Below are 15,837 nucleotides of genomic sequence, written 5' to 3'. Positions count from 1 at the left end.
GTCGTCTCCCGATTCAGTTGAGCGGTCCGCCGGCCACGTACATGACCTGGCCGGAGACGAAGCCGGCCTCGTCGCCCGTGAAGAAGGCGATGGCGTTGGCGATGTCCTCGGGGTACCCGACGCGCGCGACCGGGATCTGGGTGGCGGCAGCGGCCTGGAACTCCTCGAAGCCCATGCCGACGCGGGCGGCCGTCTGGGCCGTCATCTCGGTGACGATGAAGCCGGGGGCGACGGCGTTGGCCGTGATGCCGAACTTGCCGAGCTCCTTGGCGAGGGTCTTGGTGAAGCCCTGCAGACCGGCCTTGACGGCGGAGTAGTTGGCCTGGCCACGGTTGCCCAGCGCGGAGCTGGAGGAGAGCGAGACGATACGTCCGAATCCGGCGTCCACCATGTGCTTCTGGCAGGCCTTGGCCATCAGGAACGCGCCCTTGAGGTGCACGTTCACCACGGTGTCCCAGTCGGACTCGGTCATCTTGAAGAGCAGGTTGTCGCGGAGCACGCCCGCGTTGTTGACGAGGATGGTCGGCGCGCCGAGTTCGGCGGCGACGCGCGCGACGGCTGCCTCCACCTGGGCGCTGTCGGACACGTCGCAGCCGACGGCGAGGGCCTTGCCGCCGGCCGCGGTGATCTTCTCGACTGTGTCCTTGCAGGCCGCCTCGTCGAGATCGAGTACGGCTACGGCGCGGCCCTCGGCCGCCAGCCGTACCGCGGTGGCGGCGCCAATGCCGCGCGCCGCCCCGGTCACAACCGCAACGCGCTGCTCGGTGGTGGACATGCTGGTTCTCCTCGCCCTTGGATGCGGCTCACCCGGTAACGTCCCACGTTCCCCCGGATGAGCGACCGCTTAGTACCTTCAGCAGACGTGACGCTAGAAGCCCTGGCACCCGGTGTCAACGGTCCACCGCGTGCCCCGGGTCACTGAAGGGGTGCCTAGCGGACCAGCAGCGTCAGCAGCCGCTCCACCTCTGCCTCCGGATCGGCGGTCAGCCCGGTGTGCACCGGGCCAGGTTGTACGACGGTCGAGCGCGGCGCGACCAGCCATCGGAAGCGGCGGCCCGGGTCGTCGCGTGCCGCCTGGCCCGCGTCCTCGCCGCCGCGGCAGACGCCCTCGACGGCGTGCAGCGCGGCGCGTACACCCGTCACATCGGCGCCCGGGTCCAGCGCTCGGAGTTTCACCTCGTCCAGATGCGTACTGGCGGCGACGAAGGACTTGGCCCGGCAGTAGACCACCACACCGGCGTTGAAGCACTCGCCGCGCTCGACCCGCGGCACCACGCGCAGCAGCGCGTACTCGAAGACATCGCGCCCGCTCACTTCGCGCCGCCCTTCCCGGCCAGCCAGCCGGGGGCCTGCGACGGCCGGTGCTTGGTCGGCTCGCCCAGGGTGATGCGGGTGTCGATCGTCGCCGCGCGCGGCAGCAGCGCCTCGACATAGGCCCGTCGCAGCGCGTCGGTGGTCTCGAAGCCCGGCTCGTCGACCAGCCACTCGTCGGGGACGTCGGCGGCCACCTCGGTCAGCAGTTCCTCGGTGACCAGCGGCGCGAGCTCGGCGGCGGCCGCCTCGATGTCCGGCTTGAAGGGGGCGAGGGCATGGTCGGAGGCGTCATACGGCTTGGCGGCGGAGGCGGCGGCACCCGGCCAGTTGTGGTGCCAGATCATGGTCGCGCCGTGGTCGATCAGCCACAGGTCGCCGTGCCACACCAGCATGTTGGGGTTGCGCCAGGAGCGGTCGACGTTGTTGATCAGCGCGTCGAACCAGACGACCCGGCCGGCCTCGGCCGCGTCCACCTCGTAGGCAAGCGGGTCGAAGCCGAGCGAACCGGGCAGGAAGTCCATCCCGAGGTTCAGCCCGCCGCTCGCCTTCAGCAGCTCCTGCACCTCCTGGTCGGGCTCGCCGAGACCGATCACCGGGTCGAGCTGGATGCTGACCAGGTCCGGCACACGCAGGCCGAGCCGCCGCCCGAGCTGCCCGCAGATGACCTCGGCGACCAGGGTCTTGCGGCCCTGTCCTGCGCCGGTGAACTTCATGACGTACGTACCGAGATCGTCGGCCTCGACGAGCCCCGGCAGCGAGCCGCCCTCACGCAGGGGCGTGATGTAGCGGGTTGCGGTGACCTCAGTCAGCATTTTCCCAGGCCATCCGACTCCTTAGCCTTACAATCCACGACCGCCCCAGACACGTACAGCCCAGGGAACCGGCCACGATCAGCCCTGGGGAGAATCTGGGGAGTTTCGACTGGCATGCTGATCCCCCTGCCTCCCGAGCAGTCCGTCAATGGCGGTGCGCCCCTTGCTCCCGGCCTCCGGCATGAAGTGAGCATAGTAACCGAGCGTGACGGCTGGCGAGGAGTGCCCGAGCCGGCGCGCCAAAGTCACCACGGACTCTCCCGCCTCCAGCATGATCGAGGCGTAGGTCTGCCGCAGCACGTGGAAGCCGTGCTGCGGCGCCGCTTTCTGGTACTGGTCTGCCGCAAGCGTCAGGCACATGACAACAACGCCGTCGAGCATCGCGTGTCCGAACATCGAGACAGCCACCGGCGTCAGTGCGAGCGAACCGGCGGCCAGCAGTCCGGCCGCGGGCCCCTGCCAGCGACGAACCATCCGGTACATCACCAGCACCGAGACGACGCCCTCGACACACTGCGGCAGAGTCAACGCCCAGGCGTGGAAGCCGAAGACGCGGGCGGAGAGAGCCTGCGGCCACAGGAATCCACCGATCTTGTCCAGCGTGATCGTGGCCGACGGGTCCAGCGCGGTGAACAGGAAGGCCTTCCAGCTCACCGACATACGGCGAGCGGCGACCGAGTAGTAGCTCGCATAGCCGCTGCCAGCGATGTTCCAGGCGTACAGGAACGCGGCGAGAGCGGCGATGCCCAGCAATGCGGGCCGGGCCCATCCCGGCTGGTCGGCGGGTGACCGCCAGACGTGCCGACGGGGCGCGATAATCGGTCGTCGGATTCGGTGACGGTGGACGTACCGGATTCGGTGGTCCTGGTGGTCATGATCGCAGCCAGTGCCTTTCGACTGGAACCGAAGCCAGGCGCGCAAACTTTGTCATTGCGCGCCTGGCACCGACGCTCCTACACGAAGGCACTCCCCCGCGCGAGATCACCCGTCACGCGGGGTCACACATCACGCGGGGTCACATCGTCCGTACGACGACCTTCGATGCGTACGCGCTCATCCAACAACTTGGCGAAATTCGCCCAGATCTCGGCGTAGTGCAGGGCGAGATCCACGACCAGAGCTCCGCAATGGCTCGGTACGGCGGCCGTCAGGTCCGCCCACTCCCTCGTCGCGATCTCGTTCTGCTGCAGCAGGCGCAGTAGATGCCGCCCCTCTTCCTTGTGCCGTAAGGAAGGATCTCTCAACAGCTTTTCCACTACAGAGGCGGTGTCCGCCAGGGCCTGGCGCGGGACGCGGTCGGCCCGGGGCTTGGTGATTCGCGCCATCACCTCGGATCGCGCCTGTCCGTCGGTGGACTCGTGGCGCTCGGCGACCGGAGCCTGACCGGACTCGAGCCGTTTACGGACATCGCTGACCGTCGCGGGCGAGATACCCGCGTACCGTGCCACCTCGCGCAGAGAGGCCTGCGGGCGCTCCGCTATCAGTTCGGCGGCCCGTCGCCTGCCTTCCACGCTGCTCAGAGGGCGCACCTTCCCGTCCCTGCCGACGCGCGCGCTGAGTTGGGGGACGATGCCGCTCGAACGGCGCCGGATCGCCGCGACAGCCTTGGCTCCGAGGCCGGCCGCGCGTGCGATCGCACGGTCCGACATCTGCGGATGCGAGGCGATGATCCGAGCGGCGGCGGCGCGGCGATCGGCCAGCGACAGGGGAAGGCCGTGCGAGACATTCGATGCGACCGCACGCAGGAACGCGTCCTCGGGAGATCCGTCGAAGAACTCGACTTCTATGGTCTGCTGACCGCGTAACCGGGCAGCCAGCAGTCGGTGCATTCCATCGACGACCCTCATGGTGTGCCGGTCGACAAGAATTGCGGGAATGGGCGAGTCGAGCTCTGCGAGTCGCGCTACGTGTTCTTCGTCCTGCCCCTGAGAACGAGGAGAATCTGCGGGCCTGAGTGATGCGATCGCAACGGGGAACGAATTCCCCTTTCGCGCAATTGGATCCCATGTCGAGCCGCTTTCTACGACAGGTCTTCCGGAATCTGACTCCAGTGTGCGGACTGACTGAATCAATGCATTCACCCCGTTGCATTTCGGCTTGCCGTATGCCTGCCCTATACGGGCGCGTTCACCACCTTCGGCCTACCACTCCCCCCAAACGTCCGTTCCGCTCACTCCCACACAGAACCGGCCCGCCCGGATCACGGGTGCGGCCGAACGACACGCACCCCGCGCAGCCCGCCGCATCCCCACGGTCACGCTGCACCGGTCCTCAGCCATCGCTGCACCGGTCCTCAGCCATCGCTGCACCGGTCCTCAGCCATCGTCCGGTTTCCGCTGCGCGTTGTCGACCGCATGAACGAAGAAAAACAGCATTGACCAGGCCTTGACTTAAGCGACCTGAACCCTTTGGCCACCCATCACCCGAGCATGGAAGCCGGACCGGCACAGGCAGGGAACACAGGCAGTAACGGCGCTCCCGATTCAATCGGCCGGAGCGTATGAGACATTTCAGCGGAATCTAATATTCCTCTCCGCTTCCCATGCGCTCCACTTCCCCGGCCCTTCACTCCCGTGATGACCCTCCGGAACCGGTGCGGTGGACTCTCCGGTATCGGCTGAGCTGCGCGGTCGCTCGATCGGCGTGGCTCTGACTACGATTCGCTCCAGGTTCTTGGGCAAGGGGCCCGAGTCCGCAGGGGGTTGGCATGGTTGCTGGTCGCGTGGTGCGCTTCGACAGCTCGCGAGGTTATGGATTCATTGCACCGGCTCACGGCGGGGAGGACGTCTTTCTGCACGTGAACGACTTGCTGTTTTCCGAGCCCTATCTGCGTTCCGGCACGATGGTTGAATTCGAAATCGAAAACGGCGAACGCGGCCTCAAGGCGACCGGCGTACGGCTCGTCCAGGACCCGGGCGAGGGTCCGCCGGCCCCCCGGGCAGCGGACGAGGACGACTCCCTGTGCGATGTGCTCGGCACCGAGGAGTTCGCCCGAGAGGTCACCGAGATCCTGCTGGCGGAGGCGCCGTCGCTCACCGGTGAGCAGATCCTGCAGATCCGTGGCGGGCTGGCGCAGTTCGCCAAGAACCACGGCTGGACCGAGGGCTGACGCGACCCGATGAAGGCTGTCAGCGTCATCGGAACGGGTGCCATCGGCACCTCCGTCGCACTGACCCTGACCCGTCGGGGCATCACGGTGCACCTGGAAGACGTGAGCGCGACCGCCGCCAGGACCGCCGAAGCCATGGGGGCGGGTTCGGTACGCGCTCCGGACGGGCGCGTGGATCTTGCCTTGATCGCCGTGCCTCCGGCGCACACCGGCGCGGTGCTCGCGGACGCCCAACGCCGTGGCCTCGCCCGCGCCTACACCGATGTCGCCAGCGTGAAGGCGCGGCCGTACGCCGAGATCGACTCGGCCGGTGCCGATCCGTCGACCTTCATCGGCGGCCACCCCCTCGCGGCCACCGAACGCTCCGGACCGCTCGCCGGGCGCGCCGGCCTCTTCGCGGCGCGGCCATGGATCCTCACGCCGTCCGCGCGCACCGACCAGTCGGTGCTGAACCGCGCCCTGGAGCTCGTCTTCCTGTGCTCGGGTGTGCCCGTCATCATGGACGCCGCCGTCCACGACCGCACGATCGCCCTCACCTCGCACGCCCCCCATCTGATTTCCACGCTCATGGCGGCCCAGCTGGCGCAGGCGACGGAGGCCGACATCCGGGTGTCGGGTCAGGGGCTGCGGAACGTCACCAGCATCGCGGGCGGCGATCCCGTGCTGTGGCGGGACATCCACGAGGCGAACGCAGACGCGCTGGCGGACGTGCTGGACGCCTTCGCCACCGATCTGGGCCTGGCCGTCGATGCGCTGCGCGCACTGGGCGGTTCGGACCCGGTGCTGCGGAAGCGGGCCGAGGCAGGCCTCGACGCGCTCCTTGAACACGGCAGTCGCGGGCGCGCCCGGGTGGCGGGCAGGTCGGGTGCGCCGTCGGCGGAGGTCGCCCGGCTCTCCGTGACCGTGTCGGAGCAACCCGGCACGCTGACAAGGCTGTTCACCGCCGTCGACGAGCTCGGGGGCCGCATCGAGGACATACGGCTGGAGCAGGCCCAGGAGCCGCCGTACGGAAAGGTCTCCCTGTTCGTACGGCGGACATCCGCCTCCGAGCTGTCCCGGCTGCTGACCGCGGACGGCTGGGCCGTCACCCTCGCGCCCGCCACGGCTTCCTCGCCGGAGCATGCCGCGCGTTCCGCTTCCCTCAATTCCTGAGCCGCGTGGGCCGTTGAGAGTACGCCCAGTCGTCAGCCGGGGCTAACGCGTCGGAGCGCAAGCCGAAGCCCCGCGCGGGGCCGTTGAAGCGTGAACTGTGGCTCCGCGCCGGGCCGTTGAAGCACTGATCGGAATGTGCAGGTGTTCAACCGCAGCACTGCCTCAGTTGAACACCGCGGTCCTCTTCGCAGCGGTGAAGCCGCCGACCTTGTCGATGACGTCGGGGCTGTAGAGGCGGAGCGCCTGTTGGAGGGCGAACTCTGCCATGTAGCACCGGAAGTCGTCGACGGACTCCTCGGCGAGGTTCAGCATGTGCCGATTGGCGAGGACGGCGGGACTTCGCAGTCGATCGAGGCTCCGCTCGATCGCGATGTCGAGTTCCTCGCCCTCGTGGACCTCGTCGAACACCAGCCGCGCCTCCGGTTCGGTCGCCCGCAGGCGTCGTCCGCCCAGGATCAACTGCCGGGCGAGGCGCGGGCCGACGGCCCTGATCAGCCGGAAGTCGCAGGCGCCGGGAATGATCCCCTCCTTCGCCGCCGGGAGACTGAAGAAGGCATCCGACGCCGCCAGCACCTGGTCGAACACAAGGAGGATCTGCGCACCGCCACCGATGGCGAAGGTGTCCACCGCGGCGATCCAGGGCTTCTCGACCGTGCGGGACCACCGGGTCGCGCCGTCCTCGACGAGTACCCCCCGAAGGATCTTGTGGATGTAGCCCAGTTCACGCCGCAGCAGGAAGTCGACCAGTGAGATGCCGCCGCCGTGCAGGGACTTGAGGTTCACTCCCGCGCTGAACACCCGTCGGCCCCGGTAGCGGGGGTGGGTCATCTCGCCGCCACGCAGCAGACAGACCTCGACCGAGGGGTCCAGCAGCGCGAGGTCGACGGCGGCCTCCATGTCGTCGATCTGCCGGTCGTCCTCCGCGTTCAGACAGTCGGTGCGGCACATGGTCAGACGCGCCGCACCATCGGTCCGCTCCAGCCGCACGGAGCCCAGGTCGGCCGTGCCGGTGCGGAGGAAGTCGGGCAGCAGCCCGAGGGCGCGCGGGGTAGGGCGCAGCATGGCGTCGAGCAGGTGCCGGCCTGCCGACGGAGAGTTCAGGATCGCCCGGAAGAAGATTCCCTGGTCGATCTCGTCCCCTTCTTTTTCCGCCTGCGGCCGGCCCCGCTCGGTCGCGAGCCGCTCGGCGGTGGGCACCAGGCCGGGAAAGGCGGTCGCGGCACTCGACGCGAGCTGGTCCAGCCGCACGTACCGGGTCCGGCCGTCGGTGAGTTCGTCGTAAACGGCGTCGGCGTGCGCGTCCATGAACGCGGCGCGCAGGGTCCGGGCGGTGTCCGTCGCCGACACGGCGGCAGCGCGCTGTCCGGGTGTCCTGAGGGCCGGCTCGGGCAGGGCGGCGAGCAGGTCGTCGGTCCGCGCGGCAGCCTTGGCGAGCGCTTCGCGGGCCTGCGCCGGCTCGGCCCGTACGTCCCGGAGGTCGTTCCCGGCCTCCATGTCACCGTGGTCCGCGCTCACGAGCGTGCTCCGACAGTGGCGGCACGGCGCAGCGCTCGGTCACAGGCGGCGAGGTGCACGCCCAGCGCCTCCTCGAAGGTGGTCGTGGGCGCGTCGAGCAACAGCTGTCGGCGGATGGCGAGTTCGGTGCCGGAGACGGCACCGGCGCGTTCCTCCGCGGTGGTCGCCGCAGTCACCGGGTCGTCCGCCAGTTCGTCGACGAGTTGCAGTGCCAGCGCGTCGGCCGCCTCGACGGGAGTGCCGAAGAGCACCGCCCGGCGGATGGCGGCCGCGCTCGCCCCGTACCGGGCGAGCCGGTAGAGGGCCATGCCGGGCCAGGTCGCGCCGTCTTCCACGGACACCACCAGGCGCGCCGAGCGCGTCGCGATGCGGTAGTCGGTGGTCAGCAGCGCGTCCAGAGCCGCTCCGCCGCAGTTGCCGTCGGCGACCGCGATGGTGGTCGCGGGCAGCCGCTCCAGGCGGCGCAGCGCCCGCTCCCACTTGTTCACCAGCGGCACCGTCAACTCGCGCGCCCAGGACCCCTCGGGTACGCCGGAGACGTGGATGGTCGCGTTGCCGTGCCCGGCGAGGTCCTCGACTCGGTCGCAGAAGGCGCCGACGGCCGCGATTGTCTCGGTGGACAGGGGGCGCCGTCCGTCGATGCGCAGGACGTGCCCCGAGGTGTCTGCCGTACCTGTGGTGCTGCTCATCCGATTCTCCGTCACCACTGCACCAGGGCAGTCTCGATGGTCGAGCCAGGGCCCATGGTCATCAGTACGCCGTAGTCCCCCGCCCGGGTCTCCTGTTCTTTGAGGAGCCGTTCGTAGGAGAACAGGAAGGAGGAACTCGACAGGTTGCCGTAGTCGCGCAGGACGCCGGTGGTGTGCCGTACGTCGTGGCGGGTCAGGCCGAGGTTGATTCGTACGGCGTCGATGACCTTCTTGCCGCCCGAGTGCACCAGCCAGTGCGCGATGTCGCTGCGGCGCAGTCCCGCACCGTCCAGCAACCGGTCGACCACCTGCTCCGCGTTGGCGCCGACGACGTACGGGACCTGGGGGTCCAGGTAGAAGCTGAACTTCCCCTGGTCGTCGTCCCAGTCGTAGCGCATCGCGTCAATCGCCTCGGTGATGAGGTGGCTGGCGAAGCCGAGGATGCGGGGACTGCCCGCTGCGGACGGCGGGCCGCCCGGCGCCCCGGAGGTGACGTACGCGGTGTCCGGGGTGTCGGCGATCAGGGCGATGGCGGCCGCGCCGTCGCCGAACAGGCTGTTCACGACGGCGGTGCGCAGCGTCGAGTCCATGACGTACGCCGCCGAGCAGGCCTCGGTGCAGAGCATGACGGCGACCTTGCCGGGGTTGGCGACGGCCCAGCCGGCGGTGGCGTTGAGCGCGTTGAGTCCGGCGTTGCAGCCCATGCCCACGACGTCCACACGGCTGGTCGCGGCGCTGATTCCCATCTCCCGGATGAGCAGGGCGCTGATGCCGGGGGTGAGGAAGCCCGTGGTGGTCACGCAGCACAGGTAGTCGATGTCCGACCGCTCGATGCCGGAGTTCTCGAGACAGGCCTTCACGGCCCTGGCCCCCATGTCGAGGGCGACTCTCTTGTGCTTGGTGAGGAGCGCGCCCTGGGCCTCCGGAACACGTGTGCCGTCGGCGGCCTCGGGCGGGATGGTGAGGTGGCGCCGCTCGATGGCGCTGTTGAGGAAGACGGAGCGGACCTTGGGGTCCGTGATGTGGAAGAGGTCGAGCAGTTCCAGCTGGCTGTACGAACGCTCCGTGGTCGCGGTGCCGACGCCCGCGATCCGGGCGGAGCCCGTCGTGAGCTTCGCCGCGGGATCCGGAAGGTCCAGAACGGCGGTGCCCGGAAGGCTCGTTGTGAAGGTCATCGGAAAGTCCACCCCCACATACGGGTTTTGCTGCGGATGAGATATTTCGCTGTGAACACCGCTACTCCTTCTGGCGTGTTGAAGAGCCACCACTGGCAACTAGCAACTATGACCCGGCGGCACGGAAATGGGAGAGTGTTCAACTGCGGCAATCCCCGGACTGAACGCGCACGCTGGAATCGTGGGACCCTCCACCTGTGCTGATTGACACTGCGCGTCTTCGACTTCGACGTTTCCAGTCTGCCGACATACCGGCGTTCGCCGCCTATCGCTCGGACCCCGAGGTCGCCCGTTATCAGGAATGGGACTTTCCGTTGTCCCTCGAATCGGCAGGACTACTCGTGCGCAGATACGCCCGGAACGATCCCGCCGGGCCCGGATGGTTTCAGTACGCGGTCGAGCTGAAGGCCGACGGATGCCTGCTGGGGGATGTCGCGGTGAACGGGCAGCCCGGCGGCGGTGAGGCCGAGGTCGGATTCAGTCTCGCCCGTGACCGGCAGGGGCACGGGTACGCGACCGAGGCCGTACGTGCCGTGCTGCACGAACTGTTCGGCACCGGCCTGCGGACGGTTTCGGCGGAGTGCGACGTACGGAATCAGCGGTCCGCACGGCTTCTGGAGCGGATCGGATTCGAGTTCAGGTCGCAGCGGACCGTCTTCGTACGGGGGAAACGGGAATGGACCGATCTCCAGATGTTCAGCCTGCCCGCCGAGAAATGGGAAGACCTCGACAAAGGCTGAACATCTGGGGATCGGTGATTACGGTCGGAGTATTCGGACATCAGTGATCACGGCCGGCCCTTCTGTGCTTTCACAAAGCGGGCCAGCCGCTCTACCCCCTCTTCGATCTCCTGGTGCGAAAGATAACTGACGGACAGGCGAAGGCTGTTGTCGCCGCCGCCCCCGGGATAGAAGTACGACATGGGCGTCCAGATGACCCCGAATTCCTCTGCAGAGCGAATTAGTGCCGCATTGTCGGCGCTGAACGGCATGTCGACCGCCAGGAAGAATCCTCCGCTGGGCTCGTTCCACCGAATACCGAGCGCGGTCCGCTCGTCCTCGGGGAAGTTCCGTTCGAGCTCACGGAGGGTGACACGCATCGCGTCCCCGTAGTACGCGGCGGTACGGGTGTTGAGCTCCGAGGTCCGCCCGTCCGCGGACAGGAGCATGCCTGCCGTGACGGCCTGGCTGACCGGGGAGGTGTTGACGGTCACCATGCTCTTGATCTTGGTGAGTTCGTCCGCCAGCAGCCCGCTGTCCTCCGCACCGTCGACGACGGGCTGGTCGGCCACGACGAAGCCCACGCGGGCACCGGGGAAGAGAGTCTTGGAGTACGAGCCCAGGTGGACGACCCTGCGTCCATGGTCCAGGGACTTGAGGGTCGGCAGCTGGCCTCCGGGGCTGACCATCCGGTAGGGGCTGTCCTCCAGGATCAGGATGTCGTGCCGCTCCGCCAGGTCGAGAAGCTCCTGCCGCGTACTCAGGGGCATGGTGGTGCCGGACGGGTTCGAGTGGTCGGGGATGACGTAGAAGGCGCGAGGGCGTCTGCCGCGCGCCCGCTCGGCGAGGAGCGCCGCCTCCAGATCGGCGCACCGGAATCCCTTCTCGCTCTCCTCGACCGCGCGTACCTCGATGTCCAGCAGCCGGGCCGCGCCGGTGATGCCGACGTAGCAGGGGCTGGAGACCAGCAGGACGTCGTCGGGTCCCGAGATGAGCGCCCGTACCGCGAGGAACATCGCCTCCTGGCAGCCGACCGTGACCACGACGGACTCGGCCGGCACGTCGATGTTCTCGTCCTTGCGCAGCGAGTCGGCGATCAGTTCCCGGATCTGGCCGCTGGTGGGGCCGTACTGGAAGAGGGCGGAGCGGATCTCGGCGGGGGACGCGCCGCCCTCCTCCAGGTGGTCCAGGTAGCGGCGGAGGTAGGTGAAGATCTGCTCGGTCTCGAAGAAGCCGTCATAGGGGCGGCCGGGCGCGAACGAGATCGCGTCGGGGTAGCGGTGCGTGATCTCGTTGAGGAAGTTCATCGTGTCCAGCACAGGGTCGGACACGCTGCCGTGCAGGTCCTGCTTGCGCAGTGCGGAGGCGGGGCGGGTGTCCCATGCCGTGGCCGGGACGGGGTCCGACGGTCCGTAGACCCCTGCCGTCGCCCGGCCGGGTGTCTCCCGCGTATGCGACGGTGTCATGACCGGTGCCCCGGTCGGCCCGGATCCGCTCGCCGAATGGCCGCTCACCGACCCGCTCACCGGAGATTCACCCACCGGCGACTGACTCACCAGAAGCTCACCCACCGGGGACTCGCCCACCAGCAGCTCGCCGCCCGGAGGCCTGCCCACCCGTTGGGGTGCCGCTTCCGCGACCGTCGCCGTGCCGGTGAGCAGCATCGCCTCCTTGAGCTCGTCGACGACGATGCCCAGCACCCGCTGCACGCCCTCGGCCCGTCCCACGGCCAGGCCGTGCAGCACCGGTCGGCCCAGGAGTACCGCGTCGGCGCCCAGGGCCAGGGCCGCCAGCACGTCACCACCGCGGCGGATCCCGCCGTCCATCAGGAGCGGGCAGGCGCCGGCCACCGCCGCCGCGATCTCGGGCAGCACGTCCAGCGTGGCCGGGGCGCCGTCCAGCTGTCGGCCGCCATGGTTCGACACGACGATGCCGTCGGCCCCGGCTGCCAGGGCGCGCCGCGCGTCGGACGCCGTGAGCACGCCCTTGACCAGTACCGGGAGCGAGCTGATGGAGTGCAGCCACTCGATCACCGACCAGTCGAGGGCCGGATCGAACTCGGCCAGCGCATGGCCGCCGGGCGAGGCGAAGCCGTCGCCGGCCAGGTTGGTCGGCGTGATGCCCTCCGGCAGCCGGAAGTTGTTGCGGATGTCACGCAGCCGGCGGCCGAGGCGGGGCGCGTCGGCCGTGAGGACCAGTGCCTCGAAGCCGGCCCGCTCGGCACGCTCGACGAGGCCTCGTGTCACATCGCGGTCGCGGAAGCAGTACACCTGGAGCCAGAGCGGGGCGGAGCCGACCCGGGCGATGTCCTCGATGGTCCGCCCGGCGAAGGTACTGACGACCAGGGGCAGCCCGGCCGTACCCGCGGCCCGGGCGGTGGCGACCTCCCCCGCCGGGTCGGCGAGCGTGTGGTAGGCGAGGGGCGCGATGCCGATCGGTGCCGCCCAGTCGCGCCCCAGGATCCGGGTGCCGGTCTCGGGCCGGTGCACACCGGTGAGTACTCGCGGCCGCAGCCGTACGCGGTCGAAGGCCTCCGCGTTAGCGGCGAGGGTCCGCTCCCGGCCGGCGCCGCCCTCGATGAAGTCCCAGACGTCGGGGGCCAGTTCCGCACGGGCCAGGGCGGCGTAGTCGCCCAGGGTGTGCGGTCCCCGCGCGGCGCCGCCGCCCGGCCGCTCGCTCACCCGGCGGCCAGCCTGTCGCGTTCGACGGCCTCGTACAGGGCCCGGATGTTGGCGCTGCCGAAGCCTCGGGAGCCCTGACGCTGGATGAGCTCGAAGAAGAGGGTGTTGCGCTCGTAGGGCGATCGGCTGAACAGCTGGAGCAGATAACCCCATTCGTCGCGGTCGGCGAGTATCTGGGTGGCCCGCAGCTCCGCGATCCTCTCGCGCATTCCGGTGAACCGGTCGGCGAGCATGTCGTAGTACGTGTCCGGTGTGCTGAGGAACTCCACACCCTGGTCGCGGAGTTCGCGTACCGCCGGGATGATCTCGTCGACCAGGAAGGCCAGGTGCTGGACACCGGGACCGCCGTTGCGGTCGAGGAACGCGTCCAGCTGTCCGGGGCTCTTCGTCGGGTCCGGTGCGACCAGGGTGAAGGTGACCCGGCCGGACGCGCTGCGCACGACGATCGAGTCCATCGCCTGATCGCCGACAGCGACGTACTCGGAGGAGTAGGGGGACATCCCGAAGGCGGCCCCGTAGTAGTCGGCGTAGTCCTTCAGCGCGCTTCCCTCGACGCAGACCGCGACGTGGTCGAGCAGCCGGATGCGGCCGGTATCGACGTTCTGCGCCTGTGGTGCGGGCTCCCAGGCGCGCCCGGCGGGCCACGCGTCGGGATCGGAGGGGCGCGGCACCAGTGTGTGGGTGACGCTGCCGAAACCGGACACGACCGGGTTGCCGTAGACGGGAGCGAACGATTCGGCGCCCGCCGCGACGGCCGCGTCCCGGGTCTCTGTCACGTCGTCACAGGTCAGCGCGATGTCGGCGATGCCGTCCCCGTGCTGGTCGAGAAACTTCCAGATCCCCCGGCCCGAGGTGACGATCAGCCGGGTCTCGCCCTGCCGCAGCAGGATGGAGCTCCGGTCGGCCTCCACGCGGTCCGCGACCCGAGTGAAGCCCATTCCCGAGACGAAGTAGTCGATGGTGGGCGGCGCATGACTGGTGTACAGCTCGGTGTGCGCCATGTCGTGCACTGGCATGGAGGTACCTCCTCAAGGACCGACGGCCCGGCTGTCGTTGGGCTACCAGCGCCATTCCTGCTGGCCGTAGAGGTGTCCGGCCTTGATACCGCGGTCCTTGCACCAGGTCATGAACTCGTCGATCTGCTTGATCTGGTACGTGTCCTCGGTGTACGTCGTCGCCATGACGTGGCCCAGCCAGGGCTCCTCGCCCATGGCGTACACGTACGCCTCCTTGGCACCGAGTTCGACCATGATGTCGGCGGCCTGCGCGGCGTTGGAACCGGACAGCTTGCGGGAGTTGCTCATCTTCTTCGTCACCGGCTTGGTGAGCAGCGCCTGGTAGAGCCAGGTGAGCGGGGCGCCGTCGCACTCCATGCCCAGGAAGGCGATGTCGGCGGTGCCCAGGTGTCGCTTGACGTAGCGGTAGAGCAGCGGGTCGATGCCCGAGGAGTCCGCTCCGATGAAGACCTTCTTGCCCGCGAGCTCCGCCCAGTACGTGGACTTGCCGCGGATGTCGAGGTCGCAGTGCTCGCCGAGGAACGGGGTAGCGGTGACCTTGCCGCCGGGGAACTCCACCTCGTCGAAATCGTCGACCTCGATGACCGGGAAGCCCTGGTGCTTGAGCATCAGCGCCATCGACGGGTCGGCCAGGTTGCCGCGCGAGGCGCGCGGCACGACGACCGATCCGACGCGGCCGCGCAGCTGGAGCAGCGTCTCCAGAACGATGTGGTCCTGGTGGCCGTGTGTGATCACCACGAGGTCGATGAAGTCGGGCAGGTCGTCCAGGGTGTACCGGTCGCCCGCGGTGTTGTCCGCGCTGATGAACGGGTCGGTCACGATGGCGGCTTCGGAGGTCTGCAGCACCAGGCAGGCGTGTCCGAAGTAGCGGATCCGGCCGCCGGCGTCGATGTGCCGGTCCTCGGCCAGGCTCGGCTGCTCGCTCAGCATCCCGGACAGCCGTGCGGCCTGGGCGTCGTCGAGTTCCAGGGACTCGCGCAGGTGGGACAGCGTGGTGGGCCGTACCCGGGACTTGAACAGCTCTTCCAGGCCCGCGTGACGGAAGGGGATCGCCAGCTCCAGCACGTCCGGGGAGGGCAGGCGCGGGGTGCTGAGGATGAAGGGGCGCTCGATGCCGGTCTCGAAGGACAGCTGCACCGACTGCCGCTCTTCCTGGTAGATGCCGCTGTGGTACGCGAGCGGTTCCATGAAGCGCATCTGCGCCTGGTTGTCGGTGTCGTACGCCAGCTCCACCAGGCCGCCGAGTTCCTGCGGCAGCTTCGGGTACAGCGGGGTCAGGTCGAAGCCGGTCGCGTTGGACCTCAGCAGTTCCTGTCCCTCGGCGACGGCTTCGGCGAACCGCAGCATCTCGGCACGCTCACGCTTGATCGTGGCGAGCAGGTCGCGCACCTCGTCGGCGCGCTCCTCCGGGATGTTGATGAAATAGCCGCCGCGCAGTTCGGGGTTGTGGCTGGCCGCGACATGCACCTTCGGGGACTGGAGATACGACTCCAGCAGCGGAACCTGCAGGAATGCCAGGTTCATCGCCGCCTGAATCGGAGCCAGCGTGTGCGGCCAGACGTAGAACCTGTCCACAAGTGGCTCGATTATGACCTTCGGCCGCAGAAACAACTGCTCATCAGCCATCAGACTTCCGCCCCTCCAGGCATTCCGAA

At 68.8% G+C, this 15,837-nt stretch carries 14 protein-coding genes; 3 read left to right on the top strand and 11 right to left on the bottom strand.

Annotated elements, in window-relative coordinates; all coding sequences use genetic code 11:
* Positions 1–13 precede the first annotated feature (13 nt).
* From fabG to ACH492_RS34955, 5 genes are all read right to left on the bottom strand, one after another.
* Positions 14–775, bottom strand: coding sequence for a 3-oxoacyl-ACP reductase FabG (gene fabG / locus ACH492_RS34975; protein WP_398992674.1), 762 nt, complete (start codon positions 773–775; stop codon positions 14–16).
* 155 nt (positions 776–930) lie between these two features.
* Positions 931–1,314, bottom strand: coding sequence for a DUF3037 domain-containing protein (locus ACH492_RS34970; RefSeq protein ID WP_398992672.1), 384 nt, complete (start codon positions 1,312–1,314; stop codon positions 931–933).
* The gene (locus ACH492_RS34965) at positions 1,311–2,126 is read right to left on the bottom strand and encodes a HipA family kinase (protein ID WP_398992670.1); all 816 of its coding nucleotides are present in this window, start codon (positions 2,124–2,126) and stop codon (positions 1,311–1,313) included. Before ACH492_RS34965 ends, ACH492_RS34970 begins: the two co-directional genes overlap by 4 nt.
* Before the next feature lie 78 nt (positions 2,127–2,204).
* Positions 2,205–2,879: a glycosyltransferase family 39 protein gene (locus ACH492_RS34960; protein WP_398992668.1), complete on the bottom strand. Its 675-nt coding sequence runs from the start codon at positions 2,877–2,879 to the stop codon at positions 2,205–2,207.
* Positions 2,880–3,124: 245 nt separating this feature from the next.
* The gene (locus tag ACH492_RS34955) at positions 3,125–3,973 is read right to left on the bottom strand and encodes a transcriptional regulator (RefSeq protein ID WP_398992666.1); all 849 of its coding nucleotides are present in this window, start codon (positions 3,971–3,973) and stop codon (positions 3,125–3,127) included.
* Positions 3,974–4,833: 860 nt separating this feature from the next.
* On the opposite strand from ACH492_RS34955, the gene ACH492_RS34950 reads away from it, so the two are divergent.
* Both ACH492_RS34950 and ACH492_RS34945 read left to right on the top strand, forming a co-directional pair.
* Complete coding sequence (locus tag ACH492_RS34950) at positions 4,834–5,235, top strand: cold-shock protein (protein ID WP_398992664.1); 402 nt, start codon at positions 4,834–4,836, stop codon at positions 5,233–5,235.
* Between the two features lie 9 nt (positions 5,236–5,244).
* On the top strand, positions 5,245–6,387 hold the full coding sequence (locus tag ACH492_RS34945; protein WP_398992662.1) for a prephenate dehydrogenase: 1,143 nt from the start codon (positions 5,245–5,247) through the stop codon (positions 6,385–6,387).
* Between the two features lie 162 nt (positions 6,388–6,549).
* Here ACH492_RS34945 and dpgC read toward each other — a convergent pair whose 3' ends face one another.
* Genes dpgC through dpgA form a run of 3 tightly spaced genes read right to left on the bottom strand, consistent with a single transcriptional unit; the run spans position 6,550 to position 9,766 of the window.
* Positions 6,550–7,881: a (3,5-dihydroxyphenyl)acetyl-CoA 1,2-dioxygenase DpgC gene (dpgC, locus tag ACH492_RS34940; protein ID WP_398992808.1), complete on the bottom strand. Its 1,332-nt coding sequence runs from the start codon at positions 7,879–7,881 to the stop codon at positions 6,550–6,552.
* Positions 7,882–7,898: 17 nt separating this feature from the next.
* Complete coding sequence (gene dpgB / locus ACH492_RS34935; protein ID WP_398992660.1) at positions 7,899–8,591, bottom strand: enoyl-CoA-hydratase DpgB; 693 nt, start codon at positions 8,589–8,591, stop codon at positions 7,899–7,901.
* Positions 8,592–8,602: 11 nt separating this feature from the next.
* Positions 8,603–9,766 (bottom strand): 3,5-dihydroxyphenylacetyl-CoA synthase DpgA, encoded by a 1,164-nt coding sequence (gene dpgA, locus ACH492_RS34930; protein WP_398992658.1) that lies wholly within the window; start codon positions 9,764–9,766, stop codon positions 8,603–8,605.
* Between the two features lie 197 nt (positions 9,767–9,963).
* On the opposite strand from dpgA, the gene ACH492_RS34925 reads away from it, so the two are divergent.
* Entirely contained in the window at positions 9,964–10,506 is a 543-nt protein-coding gene (locus ACH492_RS34925; RefSeq protein ID WP_398992656.1) for a GNAT family N-acetyltransferase, read from the top strand.
* 47 nt (positions 10,507–10,553) lie between these two features.
* Here ACH492_RS34925 and ACH492_RS34920 read toward each other — a convergent pair whose 3' ends face one another.
* From ACH492_RS34920 to ACH492_RS34910, 3 genes are read right to left on the bottom strand one after another with little or no spacing between them, the layout of a single operon-like run.
* The gene (locus ACH492_RS34920) at positions 10,554–13,166 is read right to left on the bottom strand and encodes an aminotransferase class I/II-fold pyridoxal phosphate-dependent enzyme (protein ID WP_398992654.1); all 2,613 of its coding nucleotides are present in this window, start codon (positions 13,164–13,166) and stop codon (positions 10,554–10,556) included.
* Positions 13,163–14,182: a 4-hydroxyphenylpyruvate dioxygenase gene (gene hppD, locus ACH492_RS34915; RefSeq protein ID WP_398992652.1), complete on the bottom strand. Its 1,020-nt coding sequence runs from the start codon at positions 14,180–14,182 to the stop codon at positions 13,163–13,165. Before hppD ends, ACH492_RS34920 begins: the two co-directional genes overlap by 4 nt.
* A 42-nt stretch (positions 14,183–14,224) precedes the next feature.
* The gene (locus tag ACH492_RS34910) at positions 14,225–15,808 is read right to left on the bottom strand and encodes an MBL fold metallo-hydrolase (RefSeq protein ID WP_398992650.1); all 1,584 of its coding nucleotides are present in this window, start codon (positions 15,806–15,808) and stop codon (positions 14,225–14,227) included.
* Between the last annotated feature and the right edge of the window lie 29 nt (positions 15,809–15,837).

This window comes from Streptomyces sp. NPDC019443 (assembly GCF_044389785.1).
Lineage (GTDB): Bacteria > Actinomycetota > Actinomycetes > Streptomycetales > Streptomycetaceae > Streptomyces.
Note: the sequence above shows the minus strand (reverse complement) of the source record. Positions and strands in the feature narration are given on the sequence as shown.